General features: G+C 58.6%; 15 protein-coding genes and 1 pseudogene. 10 read left to right on the top strand and 6 right to left on the bottom strand.

Features of this window, described 5'->3' with window-relative positions; translation table 11 throughout:
- Nucleotides 1-102: 102 nt before the first annotated feature.
- The 3 genes from MEB48_RS13450 to MEB48_RS13440 form a co-directional block, all read right to left on the bottom strand.
- Nucleotides 103-927, bottom strand: coding sequence for an SDR family oxidoreductase (locus MEB48_RS13450; RefSeq protein ID WP_237884697.1), 825 nt, complete (start codon nt 925-927; stop codon nt 103-105).
- 229 nt (nt 928-1,156) lie between these two features.
- Nucleotides 1,157-1,690 carry an REP-associated tyrosine transposase gene (locus MEB48_RS13445; protein WP_237884696.1) on the bottom strand — a complete coding sequence of 178 codons (534 nt, stop codon included), beginning with the start codon at nt 1,688-1,690 and terminating at the stop codon, nt 1,157-1,159.
- Nucleotides 1,691-2,336: 646 nt separating this feature from the next.
- A complete protein-coding gene (locus MEB48_RS13440; RefSeq protein WP_237884695.1) occupies nt 2,337-3,377 on the bottom strand; it encodes a threonine aldolase family protein in 1,041 nt (346 codons plus the stop codon).
- 127 nt (nt 3,378-3,504) lie between these two features.
- Here MEB48_RS13440 and MEB48_RS13435 point away from each other — a divergent pair, with 127 nt between their 5' ends.
- From MEB48_RS13435 to fdhA, 8 genes are all read left to right on the top strand, one after another.
- Nucleotides 3,505-4,221, top strand: coding sequence for a TraX family protein (locus MEB48_RS13435; RefSeq protein ID WP_237884694.1), 717 nt, complete (start codon nt 3,505-3,507; stop codon nt 4,219-4,221).
- Nucleotides 4,222-4,482: 261 nt separating this feature from the next.
- Entirely contained in the window at nt 4,483-5,736 is a 1,254-nt protein-coding gene (gene glyA, locus MEB48_RS13425) for a serine hydroxymethyltransferase (protein ID WP_237884693.1), read from the top strand.
- Between the two features lie 23 nt (nt 5,737-5,759).
- Nucleotides 5,760-7,010 carry a sarcosine oxidase subunit beta gene (locus tag MEB48_RS13420; RefSeq protein WP_007947735.1) on the top strand — a complete coding sequence of 417 codons (1,251 nt, stop codon included), beginning with the start codon at nt 5,760-5,762 and terminating at the stop codon, nt 7,008-7,010.
- A gap of 14 nt (nt 7,011-7,024) precedes the next feature.
- Nucleotides 7,025-7,354 (top strand): sarcosine oxidase subunit delta, encoded by a 330-nt coding sequence (locus tag MEB48_RS13415; RefSeq protein WP_007907563.1) that lies wholly within the window; start codon nt 7,025-7,027, stop codon nt 7,352-7,354.
- A complete protein-coding gene (locus MEB48_RS13410; RefSeq protein ID WP_237884692.1) occupies nt 7,351-10,368 on the top strand; it encodes a sarcosine oxidase subunit alpha in 3,018 nt (1,005 codons plus the stop codon). Before MEB48_RS13415 ends, MEB48_RS13410 begins: the two co-directional genes overlap by 4 nt.
- A 141-nt stretch (nt 10,369-10,509) precedes the next feature.
- Nucleotides 10,510-11,142, top strand: a complete 633-nt coding sequence (locus MEB48_RS13405) for a sarcosine oxidase subunit gamma (protein WP_237884691.1) — start codon at nt 10,510-10,512, stop codon at nt 11,140-11,142.
- A 151-nt stretch (nt 11,143-11,293) separates the two neighbouring features.
- The gene (purU, locus tag MEB48_RS13400; RefSeq protein WP_237884690.1) at nt 11,294-12,151 is read left to right on the top strand and encodes a formyltetrahydrofolate deformylase; all 858 of its coding nucleotides are present in this window, start codon (nt 11,294-11,296) and stop codon (nt 12,149-12,151) included.
- Between the two features lie 210 nt (nt 12,152-12,361).
- The gene (gene fdhA, locus MEB48_RS13395) at nt 12,362-13,561 is read left to right on the top strand and encodes a formaldehyde dehydrogenase, glutathione-independent (RefSeq protein ID WP_237884689.1); all 1,200 of its coding nucleotides are present in this window, start codon (nt 12,362-12,364) and stop codon (nt 13,559-13,561) included.
- 99 nt (nt 13,562-13,660) lie between these two features.
- Here fdhA and MEB48_RS13390 read toward each other — a convergent pair whose 3' ends face one another.
- Entirely contained in the window at nt 13,661-14,737 is a 1,077-nt protein-coding gene (locus MEB48_RS13390; protein WP_237884688.1) for an RHS repeat-associated core domain-containing protein, read from the bottom strand.
- Between the two features lie 124 nt (nt 14,738-14,861).
- On the opposite strand from MEB48_RS13390, the pseudogene MEB48_RS13385 reads away from it, so the two are divergent.
- Nucleotides 14,862-14,978 (top strand): annotated as a pseudogene (locus MEB48_RS13385) (hypothetical protein); the annotation flags it as partial.
- A gap of 6 nt (nt 14,979-14,984) precedes the next feature.
- Here MEB48_RS13385 and MEB48_RS13380 read toward each other — a convergent pair.
- Nucleotides 14,985-16,118 carry an RHS repeat-associated core domain-containing protein gene (locus MEB48_RS13380; protein ID WP_237884687.1) on the bottom strand — a complete coding sequence of 378 codons (1,134 nt, stop codon included), beginning with the start codon at nt 16,116-16,118 and terminating at the stop codon, nt 14,985-14,987.
- A 203-nt stretch (nt 16,119-16,321) separates the two neighbouring features.
- Between MEB48_RS13380 and MEB48_RS13375 the strand changes: the two genes are divergently transcribed.
- A complete protein-coding gene (locus MEB48_RS13375) occupies nt 16,322-16,891 on the top strand; it encodes a DUF2780 domain-containing protein (protein WP_237884686.1) in 570 nt (189 codons plus the stop codon).
- Here MEB48_RS13375 and MEB48_RS13370 read toward each other — a convergent pair whose 3' ends face one another.
- Nucleotides 16,892-17,779 (bottom strand): acyltransferase, encoded by an 888-nt coding sequence (locus tag MEB48_RS13370; RefSeq protein ID WP_237884685.1) that lies wholly within the window; start codon nt 17,777-17,779, stop codon nt 16,892-16,894.
- Nucleotides 17,780-17,832: the final 53 nt, after the last annotated feature.

The following is a 17,832-nucleotide window of genomic DNA, read 5'->3' as shown; positions in this document are numbered from 1 at the left end:
CCTGGAGTAGTCCGTTTCTGAAAAACGGCGATTGAAACAATTTGAGAGCGTCTGCGCCGATCCCGCCTGTAGGACAGGATCGACGTCTTCGCGGGGACAGTGTCAGTCAATAAACAGATCCGGCATCAGCGTCTCGGTTGAGTCAGGCGCGAACCGATAGTGCTCAAATTCCGTTACCCCGTGTTCTTTCAGTACCTCTTCATCAATCAGCAGCCGACCGGTCATGCTGCGACCGCTGCTGCTCAGAATCGCGTAAGCCGCATCCGCCATAATCGCCGGCGAACGCGCATGCTTGAACGACTCGCGTGACCCCAGCTGAAACTCGATGGCGGCAGTGGCGATCATGGTCTGCGGCCACAGGGAATTGACGCTGATGCCGTAGGAGGCGAATTCCTCGCTCATGCCCAGGGTGAGCATGCTCATCCCGTACTTGGTCACTGTGTAAGGGCTGTACTGGGCGAACCACTTGGTGGCCAGGTTCAGCGGCGGGGACAGGTTGAGGATGTGTCCGCCGGACTTCTTCAGATAGGGCAGGGCCGCCTGGCTGCACAGCAGCACGGCGCGGGTGTTGATTTGATGCATCAGGTCAAAGCGCTTGAGTTCGATGTGTTGCACGCCGGTCAGCTTGATCGCCCCTGCATTGTTGATCAGCGCATCGATGCCGCCGAAATGCTCGCAGGCATCGGCCATGGCCTGCTGCACGACGATTTCATCCCGCACATCCACCTGCAAGGCCAGCGCCTTGCCGCCGGCGGCTTCGACTTCCGCCGCCACGCTGAAGATAGTGCCGGGCAGTTTGGGGTGGGGCGCGGCGCTTTTGGCAGCAATCACAATGTTGGCCCCATCCTTTGCTGCCCGCAGCGCAATCTCACGCCCGATGCCACGGCTGGCGCCGGTGATGAACAGGGTTTTGCCTTGTAGTGACATGCGTACGCTCCTGAGGGGTGTGATCCGAGCGGATCGAAAGGGCTCGCCAGTCAATGTAGACCAACTCTCCAGCCGCCACTGATCGTTCCCACGCTCCGCGTGGGAATGCCTCTCGGGACGCTCCGCGTTCCTGCCTCACCGCTGACGCAACGGCCAGCACCGTAATGACGCAGAGCGTCACGGGCTGCATTCCCACGCAGAGCGTGGGAACGATCAGGTGGGTGACCCCTCAGTACCAGCGCTGAACTTCGATCAGCCCCTCCATCCCTGCATAATTCCTCGCACTGGAATAGCGCCAGTGCTCAGGTAAATCCACGTACCCACGCTTCACCGGGTTGTAATGGATGTAATCCAGCTTCTGGCGCATCACCGTTTCGCTGTACACCATTTCCGCATGCGAACCTTCCTGCCACAGCTGATAAACCCGATCCTGCTTATGTGCTCGTTTGCTGAAGCGCAGTCGTTGCAACGCGCGTTCTGCGCCTTTGTTTTGCAGATCGTCGATGATTTGACGTGCGGTGAAGGATTTGAACTGGCGGAGGCATTTGCTCAGGTCTGGAGCCTCGGCAACGAAATGCAGATGATTTTCCAGGACGACGTAACCATACAGCTTTAGATCTTGGTGGATTTGTTGATAGCGCCAGCAATTGAGCAGGTGATCGACAATGTAGGGGCGAATAAACAGCGGAAGCCATTCCATGAGGGTGCAGGTCAGGAAATGGGGTTTGTCGGGTTCGGTAATGGTGTAGCGGCTTCGGCCCATGGATGCATTCCTTTGCGAGGGAATGCCTAGGGTGAGCGGGGTTATGTGATGGCGCTAGAGGACAGTGCCGCAGAGAGAGTGGGAAATTGCGATGCGCCTCCAATGATCGTTCCCACGCTCCGCGTGGGAATGCAGCCCGTGACGCTCTGCGTCACAACGGTGCTCGGCATTGCGTCAGCGGTGAGGCAGGAACGCGGAGCGTCCCGAGAGGCATTCCCACGCAGAGCGTGGGAACGATCAGCTCGGTGGGGGGGCTCGCTGTCATGACTCGCCAACCCTTGGCGGTCAGCGCGGCCAGTTTGATCATTCCCACGCTCCGCGTGGGAATGCAGCCCGTGACGCTCTGCGTCACAACGGTGCTCGGCATTGCGTCAGCGGTGAGGCAGGAACGCGGAGCGTCCCGAGAGGCATTCCCACGCAGAGCGTGGGAACGATCAGCTCGGTGGGGGGGCTCGCTGTCATGACTCGCCAACCCTTGGCGGTCAGCGCGGCCAGTTTGATCATTCCCACGCTCCGCGTGGGAATGCAGCCCGTGACGCTCTACGTCACAACGGTGCTCGGCATTGCGTCAGCGGTGAGGCGGGAACGCGGAGCGTCCCGAGAGGCATTCCCACGCAGAGCGTGGGAACGATCAGCCTGGTGGGTGTCAGGCCGCCATTACTTCCCGAATATCCGCCGCCAATTCCTGTACGCGTTCTTCTTCGGTGTCCCACGAGCACATGAACCGCGCGCCGCCGTTGCCGATGAAGGTGTAGAAGCGCCAGCCCTTGGCGGTCAGTGCGGCGATGGCCGGTTCCGACAGTTGCAGGAACACGCCGTTGGCCTGTACCGGGAACATCAGTTCAACGCCCGGAATGTCACTCACCAGTTCGGCCAGCAACTGCGCACAGTGGTTGGCGTGGCGGGCGTATTTGAGCCAGGCGTCGTTTTCCAGAATCCCGACCCACGGCGCCGAGAGGAAGCGCATCTTCGACGCCAGTTGACCGGCCTGCTTGCAGCGGTAATCGAAGTCTTCGGCCAGTGTGTGATTGAAGAACAGAATCGCTTCGCCCACCGCCATGCCGTTTTTCGTGCCGCCGAAGCACAACACGTCGACGCCGGCCTTCCAGGTCAGGTCCGCTGGTGAGCAACCCAGGTACGCGCAAGCATTGGAGAAACGTGCGCCGTCCATGTGCAGGTTCAGGCCCAGTTCTTTACAGGTGACGCTGATGGCGCGGATTTCATCCGGTGTATACACGCTGCCGACTTCGGTGGCCTGGGTCAGGGTCACGACGCGGGGTTTGGGGTAATGGATATCCTGGCGCTTGAGGGCAATTTCGCGGATCGATTCCGGGGTCAGCTTGCCGTTTTCGGTGCGGGCGATGAGCAGCTTGGAACCGTTGGAGAAGAATTCCGGTGCGCCGCATTCGTCGGTTTCGACGTGGGCGGTTTCCGAGCAGATCACGCTGTGGTAACTCTGGCACAGCGACGACAGGGCCAGCGAGTTGGCCGCGGTGCCGTTGAAGGCGAAGAACACCTCGCAGTCGGTTTCGAACAGTTTGCGGAATTGATCCGCGGCGCGTGCGGTCCACTCATCGTCGCCGTAAGCGCGCTGGTGGCCGTGGTTGGCCTGTTCCATGGCCGCCCAGGCTTCAGGGCAGATACCGGAATAGTTGTCGCTGGCGAATTGTTGGCTCTTGTCGGTCATGGCCTGCTTCCGTGATCGAGGCGCTTGTGGCGCTTCGTTGGTCAATGATGGTGCGCACTTTACCGAAGATCGTCCGGGGAGCACACGGGATGTTGCTGTCAGAAAAATACACGGTTGACGGGCAATTATGCACATGACTCAACGGGATGGTGCACTGGATCTGCTCAAGTGGCTGGCGCTGCTGAGCATGGTGATCGATCACCTGCGATATGTCGGTTATTCCATCGATTTTCTGTATGTGCCGGGTAGATTGGCATTCCCGTGGTTCTGTTTGGCGATGGCGGCGAACCTGTCGCGAGCCCGTGCAGCAACGACCGATGGCCAGTGGCGTTACCTCGGTTGGTTGTTGCTTTTTAGCGCCCTGAGCGAAATTCCTTATCGGCTGTACATTCCTGATCACGACACCTTAAACGTGCTGCCCACGTTGGTCTTGGGTCTGTTGGTGGTCCGTGGCTGGCAGCACGGGATGCTTGAGTCGCGACTATTGGCGGCCGGTGCCTTGTTGCTGGCGGCTTTGTTCCCGGAACGACTGATGTTTGGTTTCTTCGGCGTGCTGTTGCCGCTGGCGATATTGCTGGTCATCCACCGACCCTGGTATTTCAGCCTTCTGCCGGGGCTGGTCTGTCTGGCAGCTAATCAATGGCAGGTGCTGTATTACGCCGTTCGATTGGGTAATCACGTGGCGATGGCGGCTATTGCCACTTGTCTGATTGCGCCATGGCTGGGGCTGGTCTTGTTGCGACACGCCCGTGGCGTAAAACCACCGCCTATGCGGCGCTGGGCATATGCCCTCTACCCTGCGCACTTCCTTGTATTACTTGCCCTGCGCGAAGCTCTCGCATAACCCTGTGGGAGCGGGCTTGCTCGCGAATGCGTCAGGTCAGTCAACATCAGTGTTGGATGACAAACCGCATTCGCGAGCAAGCCCGCTCCCACAGGGGTTACGCGCAGCCTTTTCGGTCCATGTCGTAAACGCACCTTTGCGTGGCGTCCATAGGCATTTGACCTGTCTGCGCCGGTCATACCATCGCATTCAAAGGGCACTGCCGTAACGCCAGTGCCTTACCGAGACGAATGGCGCATAGATGCCGCTGGGAGAGACGCGATGTTCAGCAAGCAAGACCAGATCCAGGGTTACGACGATGCACTGCTGGCGGCGATGAATGCCGAGGAGCAACGTCAGGAAGATCACATCGAGCTGATCGCGTCGGAGAACTACACCAGCAAGCGCGTGATGGAAGCGCAAGGCAGCGGCCTGACCAACAAATACGCCGAAGGTTATCCGGGCAAGCGCTACTACGGTGGCTGCGAGCACGTCGACAAGGTTGAAGCCCTGGCCATCGAACGCGCCAAGCAATTGTTCGGCGCCGATTACGCCAACGTTCAGCCGCACTCCGGTTCCTCGGCTAACGGCGCCGTGTACCTGGCCCTGCTGCAAGCCGGCGACACCATCCTCGGCATGAGCCTGGCCCATGGCGGCCACTTGACCCACGGCGCCAAAGTGTCGTCCTCGGGCAAGCTGTACAACGCCGTGCAGTATGGCATCGACACCAAGACCGGGCTGATCGATTACGACGAAGTCGAGCGCCTGGCCGTCGAATGCAAGCCAAAAATGATCGTTGCCGGCTTCTCGGCTTACTCCAAGACTCTGGATTTCCCACGCTTCCGCCAGATCGCCGATAAGGTCGGTGCGCTGCTGTTCGTCGACATGGCCCACGTTGCCGGTCTGGTCGCTGCTGGCCTGTACCCGAACCCGCTGCCTTACGCCGACGTGGTCACCACCACCACCCACAAGACCCTGCGCGGTCCACGTGGCGGCCTGATCCTGTGCAAGGCCAACGAAGAAATCGAGAAAAAGCTCAACGCCGCGGTTTTTCCGGGTGCCCAGGGCGGCCCGCTGATGCACGTGATCGCCGGTAAGGCGGTGTGCTTCAAGGAAGCGTTGGAGCCTGGCTTCAAGGCTTACCAGCAGCAAGTGATCGATAACGCTCAGGCGATGGCCGGCGTATTTATCAAACGCGGCTACGATGTAGTGTCCGGCGGTACCGATAACCACCTGTTCCTGGTCAGCCTGATCCGTCAGGGCCTCACCGGTAAAGAGGCGGATGCAGCACTCGGTCGCGCCCACATCACCGTGAACAAGAACGCTGTCCCGAACGATCCACAGTCGCCGTTCGTGACCTCCGGCCTGCGCATCGGCACCCCGGCGGTGACCACTCGCGGCTTCAAGGTCACCCAGTGCGTCACGCTGGCCGGCTGGATCTGCGACATTCTCGACAACCTCGGCGACGCCGATGTCGAGGCCAATGTCGCGCAGCAAGTGGCAGCCCTGTGCGCGGACTTCCCGGTTTATCGCTGAGCGCGGTTTTGGAGTAAATGACTATGCAACGCTATTCGGGCTTCGGCCTCTTCAAACACTCCCTCAGCCATCACGAAAACTGGCAGAAGATGTGGCGCACGCCGACCCCTAAAAAGGTCTATGACGTGGTCATCGTCGGCGGTGGCGGGCATGGTCTGGCGACCGCTTACTACCTGGCCAAGGAACACGGCATCACCAACGTGGCCGTGGTCGAGAAAGGCTGGCTGGGCGGCGGTAACACCGCGCGCAACACCACCATCGTTCGCTCCAACTACCTGTGGGACGAGTCGGCGCACCTGTACGAACACGCGATGAAATTGTGGGAAGGCCTGTCCCAGGACCTGAACTACAACGTGATGTTCTCCCAGCGTGGCGTTTACAACCTGTGCCACACCCTGCAGGACATTCGTGATTCCGAGCGTCGGGTCAGCGCCAACCGCCTCAACGGCGTGGACGGTGAGCTGCTCGATGCCAAACAGGTAGCAGACGAGATTCCGTACCTCGACTGCTCCAAGAACACTCGCTACCCGGTGATGGGCGCAACCGTCCAGCGTCGCGGCGGCGTGGCCCGTCACGATGCCGTGGCGTGGGGCTTTGCCCGTGCCGCCGACGCATTGGGCGTGGACCTGATTCAACAGACCGAAGTGATCGGCTTCCGCAAGGAAAACGGTGTGTGCATCGGTGTTGAAACCAACAAGGGTTTCATCGGCGCCAAGCGCGTCGGTGTGGTCACCGCCGGTAACTCCGGGCACATGGCCAAACTCGCCGGTTTCCGTCTGCCGATCGAATCGCACCCGCTGCAAGCCCTGGTGTCCGAGCCGATCAAGCCGATTATCGACAGCGTGATCATGTCCAACGCCGTACACGGTTACATCAGCCAGTCCGACAAGGGCGACCTGGTGATCGGCGCCGGTATCGACGGCTACAACGGCTACGGCCAGCGTGGTTCGTACCCGGTGATCGAGCACACCATTCAGGCCATCGTCGAGATGTTCCCGGTGCTGTCGCGCGTTCGCATGAACCGTCAGTGGGGCGGCATCGTCGACACCACGCCGGATGCATGCCCGATCATTTCGAAAACCCCGGTCCCGAACATGTTCTTCAACTGCGGTTGGGGCACCGGTGGTTTCAAGGCAACACCTGGCTCGGGCAACGTGTTTGCCGCAAGCCTGGCCAAGGGTGAGATGCACCCATTGGCCGCACCTTTCTCCATCGACCGTTTCCACAACGGTGCGTTGATCGACGAACACGGCGCTGCAGCAGTCGCCCACTAACAGGAGAAATCCCTATGTTGCATATCTTCTGTCCTCACTGTGGCGAACTGCGCTCCGAAGAGGAATTCCACGCATCCGGCCAGGCGCACATCCCGCGCCCACTGGATCCGAACAGCTGCACCGACGAGGAGTGGGGCGACTACATGTTCTTCCGCGATAACCCTCGCGGTTTGCACCACGAGCTGTGGGATCACGTTGCCGGTTGCCGTCAGTACTTCAACGTCACCCGTGACACCGTGACCTACGAGATTCTCGAAACCTACAAGATCGGCACCAAGCCGCAGTTCACCGACAAGACCGACAGCCCGAAAGCGGCCGCCACGGCTCTGGGAGAGAAGGTATGAGCCAGATCAATCGCCTGTCCAACGGCGGACGCATCGACCGCAACAAAGTGCTGAGCTTCACCTTCAACGGCCAGATCTACAAAGGCTTTGAAGGCGATTCCTTGGCCGCCGCCTTGCTGGCCAACGGTGTCGACATCATCGGCCGCAGCTTCAAGTATTCGCGCCCACGCGGCATCTTCGCTGCCGGTGCCGAAGAGCCGAACGCCGTGCTGCAGATCGGTGCGACCGAAGCTACGCAGATCCCGAACGTACGCGCCACGCAACAAGCGCTGTATCAAGGCCTGGTCGCCACCAGCACCAACGGCTGGCCAAGCGTGAACAACGACATGATGGGGATTCTCGGCAAGGTCGGCGGCAAGCTGATGCCACCGGGCTTCTACTACAAAACCTTCATGTACCCGCAATCGTTCTGGATGACCTACGAGAAGTACATTCGTAAGGCTGCCGGTCTTGGCCGCTCGCCGACCGAGAACGATCCGGACACCTACGACTACATGAACCAGCACTGCGACGTGCTGATCGTCGGCGCTGGCCCTGCGGGTCTGGCGGCTGCACTGGCGGCTGCCCGTAGCGGTGCGCGTGTGATCCTGGCCGATGAGCAGGAAGAGTTCGGCGGCAGCCTGCTCGATTCCCGCGAAAGCCTCGACGGCAAACCCGCTACCGAATGGGTTGCCAGCGTCATCGCCGAGCTGAAAAACACCCCGGACGTGCTGCTGTTGCCGCGCGCCACGGTCAACGGTTACCACGACCATAACTTCCTGACCATTCACGAGCGCCTCACCGATCACCTCGGCGACCGCGCCCCGATTGGCCAGGTGCGTCAGCGCATCCACCGGGTTCGCGCCAAGCGTGTCGTGCTGGCGACCGGTACTCATGAGCGTCCACTGGTTTATGGCAACAACGACGTGCCGGGCAACATGCTCGCCGGCGCTGTGTCGACTTATGTGCGTCGTTATGGTGTGGCACCGGGCAAGAAACTGGTGCTGTCGACCAACAACGACCACGCCTACCGCGTTGCGCTGGACTGGCTCGACGCCAGTCTGCAAGTGGTGGCGATCGCCGATGCCCGCAGCAACCCTCGCGGTGCGCTGGTGGAAGAAGCGCGCGCGAAAGGCATTCGCATCCTGACTGGCAGCGCCGTGATTGAGGCCCGTGGCAGCAAGCACGTCACCGCCGCTCGCGTTGCCGCGATTGACGTAAAAGCACACACCGTGACCAGCCCTGGTGAATGGCTTGATTGCGATTTGGTCGCCAGTTCCGGCGGTTACAGCCCTGTTGTTCACCTGGCCTCGCACTTGGGCGGCAAGCCGATCTGGCGTGAAGACATTCTCGGTTTCGTACCGGGCGAAGCACCGCAAAAACGCGTGTGCGTTGGTGGTATCAACGGCGTCTACGGCCTCGGCGATTCGCTGGCAGACGGTTTTGAAGGAGGCGCTCGCGCCGCCAGCGAAGCCGGTTTCAGCGGGGTCGAAGGCACCTTGCCGAAAGCCCTGAGCCGTCTGGAAGAACCGACGTTGGCGCTGTTCCAGGTGCCTCACGAAAAAGCCACCGCACGGGCACCGAAGCAATTCGTCGACCTGCAAAACGACGTCACAGCTGCCGCCATCGAACTGGCGACCCGCGAAGGCTTCGAGTCGGTCGAGCACGTCAAGCGCTACACCGCGCTGGGCTTCGGCACCGATCAGGGCAAGCTCGGCAACGTCAACGGTCTGGCCATTGCCGCCCGTTCGCTGAACGTGACCATCCCGCAGATGGGCACCACCATGTTCCGTCCGAACTACACGCCGGTAACCTTCGGCGCCGTGGCCGGCCGTCACTGCGGGCACATCTTCGAGCCGGTTCGTTTCACCGCGCTGCATCATTGGCACGTGAAGAACGGCGCCGAATTCGAAGACGTCGGTCAGTGGAAACGTCCTTGGTACTTCCCGAAAAACGGTGAAGACCTGCACACCGCCGTGAAACGCGAATGCAAAGCCGTGCGCGACAGCGTCGGCCTGCTGGACGCTTCGACCCTGGGCAAGATCGACATCCAGGGCCCGGACACGCGTGAGTTCCTCAACCGCATCTACACCAACGCCTGGACCAAGCTCGATGTGGGCAAGGCGCGTTACGGCCTGATGTGTAAAGAAGACGGCATGGTGTTCGACGACGGCGTGACCGCATGCCTGGCCGACAACCATTTCGTGATGACCACCACCACCGGCGGCGCTGCACGCGTGCTGCAATGGCTGGAAATCTACCATCAGACCGAATGGCCAGACCTGAAGGTGTACTTCACGTCCGTGACTGACCATTGGGCGACCATGACCCTGTCGGGGCCGAACAGCCGCAAGCTGCTCAGCGAAGTCACCGACGCCGACCTGAGCAACGAAGCCTTCCCGTTCATGACCTGGAAAGAAGCGCTGGTCGGCGGCGTACCGGCGCGGATATTCCGGATTTCGTTTACCGGCGAGCTGTCGTACGAAGTCAACGTGCAGGCCGACTACGCCATGGGCGTACTCGAGAAAATCGTCGAGGCCGGGAAGAAGTACAACCTGACTCCGTACGGCACCGAAACCATGCACGTACTGCGGGCAGAGAAGGGCTTCATCATCGTCGGTCAGGACACTGACAGCTCGATGACCCCGGACGACCTGAACATGGGCTGGTGTGTCGGTCGCACCAAACCGTTCTCGTGGATCGGCTGGCGTGGCATGAACCGCGAAGACTGCGTGCGTGATCAGCGCAAACAGCTGGTCGGTCTGAAGCCGATCGATCCGACCAAATGGCTGCCGGAAGGTGCGCAACTGGTGTTCAACACCAAGCAAACCATCCCGATGACCATGGTCGGCCACGTGACCTCCAGCTACTTGCACAACTCCCTCGGCTATTCGTTTGCCATGGGTGTGGTCAAGGGCGGTTTGAAGCGCATGGGTGAACGTGTGTTCGCACCGCTGGCCGACGGCAGCGTGATCGAGGCGGAAATCGTTTCTTCGGTGTTCTTCGATCCGAAAGGCGATCGCCAGAACGTGTAACACCACAGCTCGATCGTTCCCACGCTCAGCGTGGGAATGCATCCCGGGACGCTCCGCGTCCCTTTAACAGCCGGACGCAGAGCGTCTATGGCGGCATTCCCACGCAGAGCGTGGGAACGATCAACAAAAGAAAGGTGCTTTATGACCGCAGCCAATGTTTACCAACAACGCCCAACCACCGGGGCCAAGGCCGAGTCGTCGCTGCATCATGCCGACCTCGCCAGCCTGGTGGGCAAGGGTCGCAAGAACGCCGGCGTGATCGTGCGTGAGAAAAAACTCCTCGGTCACCTGACCATCCGTGGCGATGGGCACGATGCGGCTTTCGCCGCTGGCGTGCACAAAGCCCTTGGCATCGAATTGCCGGGTGCGTTGACCGTCATCGTCAAAGGCGAAACCAGCCTGCAATGGATGGGGCCGGATGAATGGCTGCTGATCGTGCCGACCGGTGAAGAATTCGCCGCCGAGCAAAAACTCCGCAAAGCGCTGGGCGACCTGCACATCCAGATCGTCAACGTCAGCGGTGGCCAGCAAATCCTCGAGCTGAGCGGCCCGAACGTGCGTCAGGTGCTGATGAAGTCCACCAGCTACGACGTGCATCCCAACAACTTCCCGGTGGGCAAGGCTGTCGGCACGGTGTTCGCCAAGTCGCAGCTGATGATCCGCCATACCGCCGAAGACACTTGGGAGCTGCTGATTCGCCGCAGCTTCTCGGATTACTGGTGGTTGTGGTTGCAGGATGCCTCTGCTGAGTACGGGCTTAGCGTCCAGGCGTAATGATCGTTCCCACGCTCCGCTGATCGTTCCCACGCTCAGCGTGGGAATGCATCCCGGGACGCTCTGCGTCCCTTTTACAGCCGGACGCAGAGCGTCCATGGCGGCGTTCCCACGCAGAGCGTGGGAACGATCAGATAGGAGTCACCGCACTATGAGCCGCGCCCCAGACACATGGATTCTGACCGCCGACTGCCCCAGCGTCCTCGGCACCGTGGATGCGGTGACCCGCTTTCTGTTCGAGCAGGGCTGCTACGTCACCGAGCACCACTCCTTCGATGACCGGCTCTCGGGTCGTTTCTTCATTCGCGTGGAATTCCGCCAGCCCGACGGCTTCGACGAACAAGCCTTTCGCGCAGGTTTGGCAGAGCGTGGTGAAGCCTTCGGGATGATCTTCGAACTGACCCCGCCGCACCACCGGCCAAAAGTAGTGATCATGGTCTCCAAGGCCGATCACTGCCTCAACGACTTGCTCTACCGCCAGCGCATCGGCCAGTTGTCGATGGACGTGGTCGCCGTAGTCTCCAACCACCCGGACCTCAAGCCGTTGGCCGACTGGCACCAGATTCCGTACTACCACTTTCCGCTGGACCCGAACGACAAGCCGGCGCAGGAGCGTCAGGTCTGGCAGGTGGTCGAAGAGTCCGGCGCCGAGCTGGTGATCCTTGCCCGTTACATGCAGGTTCTGTCGCCAGAGCTGTGCCGCAAACTCGATGGCAAGGCGATCAATATCCACCACTCCCTGCTGCCGGGTTTCAAAGGCGCCAAGCCGTATCACCAGGCCTACAACAAGGGCGTGAAACTGGTCGGCGCCACGGCGCATTACATTAACAACGACCTGGACGAAGGCCCGATCATCGCCCAGGGCGTGGAGGCTGTGGATCATAGTCATTATCCCGAAGACCTGATTGCCAAGGGGCGGGATATTGAAGGGCTGACCCTGGCGCGGGCCGTGGGTTATCACATCGAACGACGCGTGTTTCTGAACGCCAATCGCACCGTCGTTCTTTAGATCGCCTTCGCGGGCAAGCCTCGCTCCTACAGGGTAGAGGTGGCCCGCAAAAAAAAATGGGAACGGCTTCAATCCCTGTAGGAGCGAGGCTTGCCCGCGAAGGGGCCCTTCCAAACAACGCAAAACACACAAGCAACAACTCGAGCAATCAACGCGCCGCCGATCCATGGCGACGCGACCGCTACATAAAAACAACAGCGAGGTGAAAGCATGTCTGGTAATCGTGGTGTCGTGTATCTCGGCGCAGGCAAAGTCGAAGTACAGAAAATCGACTATCCCAAAATGCAGGACCCGCGCGGCAGGAAGATCGAGCACGCTGTCATCCTGCGCGTAGTTTCCACCAACATCTGTGGTTCCGATCAGCACATGGTGCGCGGTCGTACCACCGCCCAGACCGGTCTGGTGCTGGGTCACGAGATCACCGGTGAAGTGATCGAGAAGGGCAGCGGCGTCGAGAACCTGCAGATCGGCGATCTGGTATCGGTACCCTTCAACGTTGCATGTGGTCGTTGCCGTTCGTGCAAAGAACAGCACACCGGCGTCTGCCTGAGCGTCAACCCGGCGCGTCCGGGCGGTGCTTACGGTTATGTCGACATGGGCGACTGGACCGGTGGCCAGGCTGAATACGCGATGGTGCCGTACGCCGACTTCAACCTGCTGAAACTGCCGGATCGCGATCGCGCGATGGAAAAAATCCGCGACCTGACCTGCCTCTCCGACATCCTGCCGACCGGTTACCACGGCGCAGTGACCGCCGGCGTTGGCCCAGGCAGCACCGTATACATCGCGGGCGCCGGCCCGGTCGGTCTGGCCGCTGCCGCTTCCGCTCGCCTGTTGGGCGCTGCAGTGGTGATCATCGGTGACGTCAACCCGATCCGCCTGGCCCACGCCAAGGCTCAGGGTTTCGAAATTGCCGACCTGTCGACAGACACCCCACTGCACGAACAAATCGCCGCGCTGCTGGGCGAACCAGAAGTGGATTGCGCCGTCGACGCCGTAGGTTTCGAAGCCCGCGGCCACGGCCATGCCGGCGTGAAACACGAAGCCCCGGCCACCGTACTCAACTCCCTGATGGGCGTGGTGCGCGTGGCAGGCAAGATCGGTATCCCTGGCCTGTACGTGACTGAAGATCCGGGTGCGGTGGATGCCGCCGCGAAAATGGGCAGCCTGAGCATTCGTTTCGGTCTGGGCTGGGCCAAATCCCACAGCTTCCACACCGGCCAGACGCCAGTGATGAAGTACAACCGCCAGCTGATGCAGGCGATCATGTGGGACCGCATCAAGATTGCTGACATCGTTGGGGTTGAGGTGATCAGCCTGGATGACGCGCCACGCGGGTATGGCGAGTTCGATGCGGGCGTGCCGAAGAAGTTTGTGATTGATCCGCATAAGATGTTTAGTGCGGCGTAAGTGATACTAAAAAGGGCGGCGTAGTGTCGCCCTTCTCGGTTGTGTGAATTTTTAATGTTTTTTATTTGCTTCACCCATACAAAATTAATGATCCAAATCTTACGGGGAGGAGCGCAATTTATCGGATTTTGTCCGGATTGGGTTAAAGTGAACTGGGTTGTAAGTTACGTCTGAGTAATGAGGTGAATCAGATTTTATTAATTTGTTTGACTGGTGAATGTATATTCTTTGTGAAGTTTTGTTTTGAATCGTGGAGTAAGAAACACGACCGATGTAGGATGTGGTGGGCAGTCCTGTCAGGTTGGCGACTTGTTGGGCATATGGGTTGCTGCCAGCTCCCCCGTGGCACATGATTAAGTGTAGTTGTCTGTACTTGTTGTCGCTTAATCCTGTATTGCTCGCCAGCTTGTTTGTTAGGTCTTGTGGTGAAATTTCTTTTCCATTGGTAACGCCCATGTGAGTATTGTTTTTTTGTACTCCGTTGCCGTGAATGATAACGTTTAATCTTTTATCTTTCTTGAAAAAAGATCTCTTTGTGTGATCGTCGAATGCTGTGATGTCAGAGGCAATGTCCACCTTGTTTTTTAGTTTTGTTGTACTGGCTAAATGTGGGTCGGAAAACAGAAGGGATATTACTTTAGTCCATGAGCGACCGGATGCATCCACTCGATTAATGGGATCCCCCATGCAATACGCATAAGCATTCAACCCGCCCTGTGCAAAAGGGCTCAAACTATCCGGGCTGTTAAACCGCATCAACACTGGGTTAAACGCCCGATAACCATTGCCCAACAAATAAGCCCCCGTCACCGGATCTGGCCGTTCGCCATTGAAGCCGAGCAGGCTGAGCAAGCCGTTCTCCGCTGGACGATGGCCGTAAGGCGTGTAGGCGAGGGGATACGATGAAGCCCTGTCGAGCACGTTCAACACCGAACGCTGTTGATCAATGGCGAGCAATCGCGTTTCCACGGCGCCGCTCTGGCGCTGTTGTTGCGCCAGCAGTTGATCGTCATGCTGCATGATCGAACGTTGCACAGCGTCCTGGATTTCGGTGGCCAGGCGATCTTTCAGGTAGAACCGTTGAACATTGGCCTGTGCCGAAGGTGTGCAATCGACCAGTCGGTCCAACGGGTCGTAGTCGTAGCGGCAGAGCAGCGTTTCGCGGTCGAGCAGCATGGCCGGATTTCCTGAATGAGTTCTTTTATCCAGGGTTTCACTGTGGCGCAATTGATCGGGGCTGCCTACTGGCAGATCTGATAGGGCGAACGGATGCAGGCTCGTTCACTTGTAGTCTTGGGAGGCCAAGTTCCACAGCTTCCGCACCGGTCAAACGCTAGTGAAGTACAACCGTCAGCTGATGCAGGCGATCATGTGGGACCGGATCAAGATCGCCACTATTCTCGGTATTAACTTTATAATCCGTCTATGGTAGATACCTTACAGATCTAAAAGTAAAATCGTAATAGCTGTCTTTTTCTGTTTTGTGGTTGTATGGATTTACTTTGTCAATGAAAAAGTCTTTTGAAGGGTACATATCATTAAGTGATTGTTTCGAGGTGTGTTTAGCGCTGTTCGGTGTGGTCGATAGCCCTTTTGATAAGTCAAGTACGTCTTGGGTTGTGTGCACTTTCCCCATGTAACCTTTGGTAGGCTTTTTAATTAGTCTCGCAAAACTTGCTGCAAATGAATCGGTATGCCCATTGCCAGAGTAGCAAGAAATAACTCTGGCATCATCGAACGATTCGAAATTTATCCCTTTTTTTTGCGCGCTCATAAACAGTTTCATAGGTCCCCATTCAGTATTGTCTACAATTAGACTTGAGCCGTAGCTCGTGGGTTTGTTTGCGTGAGAGATGAAGTTTATGCGTCGGCCTCCCTTGTACGTGTCTTCGAAACTCGCGACACCATTTGCTATGTTTTTTAGGTTGTTTATTTTCAAAACTTTTAATGGTTGATGCGCTGCATTTTGAGCAGGGCTTTTTGCCATTTTCGATATTTTCTTTAAATTGGCCAAGATTACTTTCCAGCTATGTCCCGTTGGGTCGTCTCGATTTATTGGGTCCCCAGAGCAATATCCATACGCATTCAACCCCCCTTTCCCAAACGGACTCCAACTGTCCGGGCTGTTAAATCGCATTAACACTGGGTTAAATGCCCGATAACCATTACCCAGCAAATAATACCCTGTCACCGGATCCGGTCGTTCGCCGTTGAACCCGAGCAGGCTGAGCAAGCCGTTCTCCGCTGGACGATGGCCGTACAGCGAGTATGCAATAGGATGCGATGAAGCCCTGTCGAGCACGTTCAACACCGAACGCTGTTGATCAGTGACGAGTAAACGCGTTTCCACGGCGCCGCTCTGGCGCTGTTGCTGCGCTAGCAGTTGATCTTCGTTCTGCATGATCGAACGCTGCACTACGCCCTGAATTTCGGTGGCCAGGCGATCTTTCAGATAGAAGCGTTGAACACTGGCCTGCGCAGAAGGCATGCTATCGACCAGTCGATCCAGCGGATCATAGTAGTAGCGGCAAAGCAGGGTTTCGCGATTGGGCGACATTGGAAGCTCCCTGAACGATTCGTCGATTCACAGTTTTACTGTGACGCAATCGACCCGGGGTGCCTACTGGCAGAACTGATAGGGTCAGAAAACGCAGAGAAAAATGAACGGCTCAACGAGGAACATGCCGACGCATACTCGGTCAAACCGGCAGCTTTTCCGTCCGTTAACCGGGCGGTTTCATGGCACATGAGGATGTCGGGATGAAGATTTCACGCGGTTTTGCATTGGCTTCGCTGTTGGCCCTGTTCGCCAGCCCGGTCTTCGCACAGTTCAGCCTCAGCGATGCGGTCAATGCGGTTTCGGCGATGCAGGGCGACGAGGGCGATGGCGCCGTGGCGGCGGCACCCAAGGCGGCCGGTTTGCTCAATACGCTAGGCTCGCAGCTCGACATCACCCCGGAGCAGGCCGTGGGCGGTGCCGGTGCGATGTTGGGGCTGGCCCGGAACCAACTCAGTGGCGAGGACTTTTCCGAGCTGAGTAAAAACGTGCCGGGCCTCAGTCAGATTGCCGGTAACAGTGCCATCGGCGGCCTGAACGGATTGGGTGGGCTGCTCGGCGCGGGATCGGACAAGAATGCTTTGCTCGATGGTTTGCTGGGTAACGTCAAGGACACCAACGACCTCAACAACGCCTTCAGCGCCCTGGGCATGGACACTGGCATGATCGGCGTGTTTGCCCCGGTGATTCTGCAATACCTCGGTCAGCAAGGCGTCGCCGGTTCGCTGCTGCAAAACCTCGGCGGGATCTGGGGCACCGGCACCGGTAGTTGATCAGTGGCTTTCGGCGCGCAACGCGTCGATACGCCGGTCTTTTTCGATCCAGAGCTGGTTGACCCAGTTCTGGACCTTTTCCCGAAACAGCGCATCGTTTTCATAATCGCCTTGCCACAACGCCGGGTCGAGTTCGCGGGTCTTGATGTCGATGATCACCCTCGGCACGTTGCCGCTGATCAACTCCCAGAACCCCGGAATTTTTTGCTGCGGGTAAACAACCGCCACATCGAGAATCGCATCCAGTTGTTCGCCCATTGCCGCCAGCACGAAGGCCACGCCACCCGCTTTGGGCTTGAGGAGATGGGCGAACGGTGATTGCTGCTGGGTACTTTTCGCCGTGCTATATCGAGTGCCTTCGAGGTAATTGACTACCGTCACCGGTTGACGCTTGTACAGCTCGCAGGCTTGTTTGGTGATTTCCAGATCCTTGCCGGTCAGCTCCGGGTTTTTGGCGAGAAACGCCTTGGTGTAGCGTTTCATGAACGGGTAATCCAGCGCCCACCAGGCCAGACCCAGGAACGGCACCCAGATCAGTTCTTTCTTGAGGAAGAATTTGAAGAATGGCGTGCGCCGGTTCAATGTCTGGATCAGTGCCGGAATATCGACCCAGGATTGATGGTTGCTGATCACCAGGTATGAGGTGTCGCGGTGCAGATCGTCACCGCCGCGAATGTCCCATTGCGTGGGAATGCACAGACGGAAGATCAGCTTGTCGATCTCGGCCCAGGTTTCGGCAATCCACATCACCGCCGACGAGGCGTTATCGCGAAAGTGACCGGGAAGGAGCAGTTTGAGCAGTGCGAACACCATCAGCGGCCCGAACAGGACCAAGGTGTTGAGCAACAGCAGCAGGGTAACCAGACAGCCGGTGAGCAGGCGGCGCATAAGCAACTCTTGAACGCATGTGGGCGCGCCATGATAAGCAGCTTCGGGAGGCA

The organism is Pseudomonas sp. PGPR40, assembly GCF_022014505.1.
GTDB lineage: Bacteria > Pseudomonadota > Gammaproteobacteria > Pseudomonadales > Pseudomonadaceae > Aquipseudomonas.
Note: the sequence above shows the minus strand (reverse complement) of the source record. Positions and strands in the feature narration are given on the sequence as shown.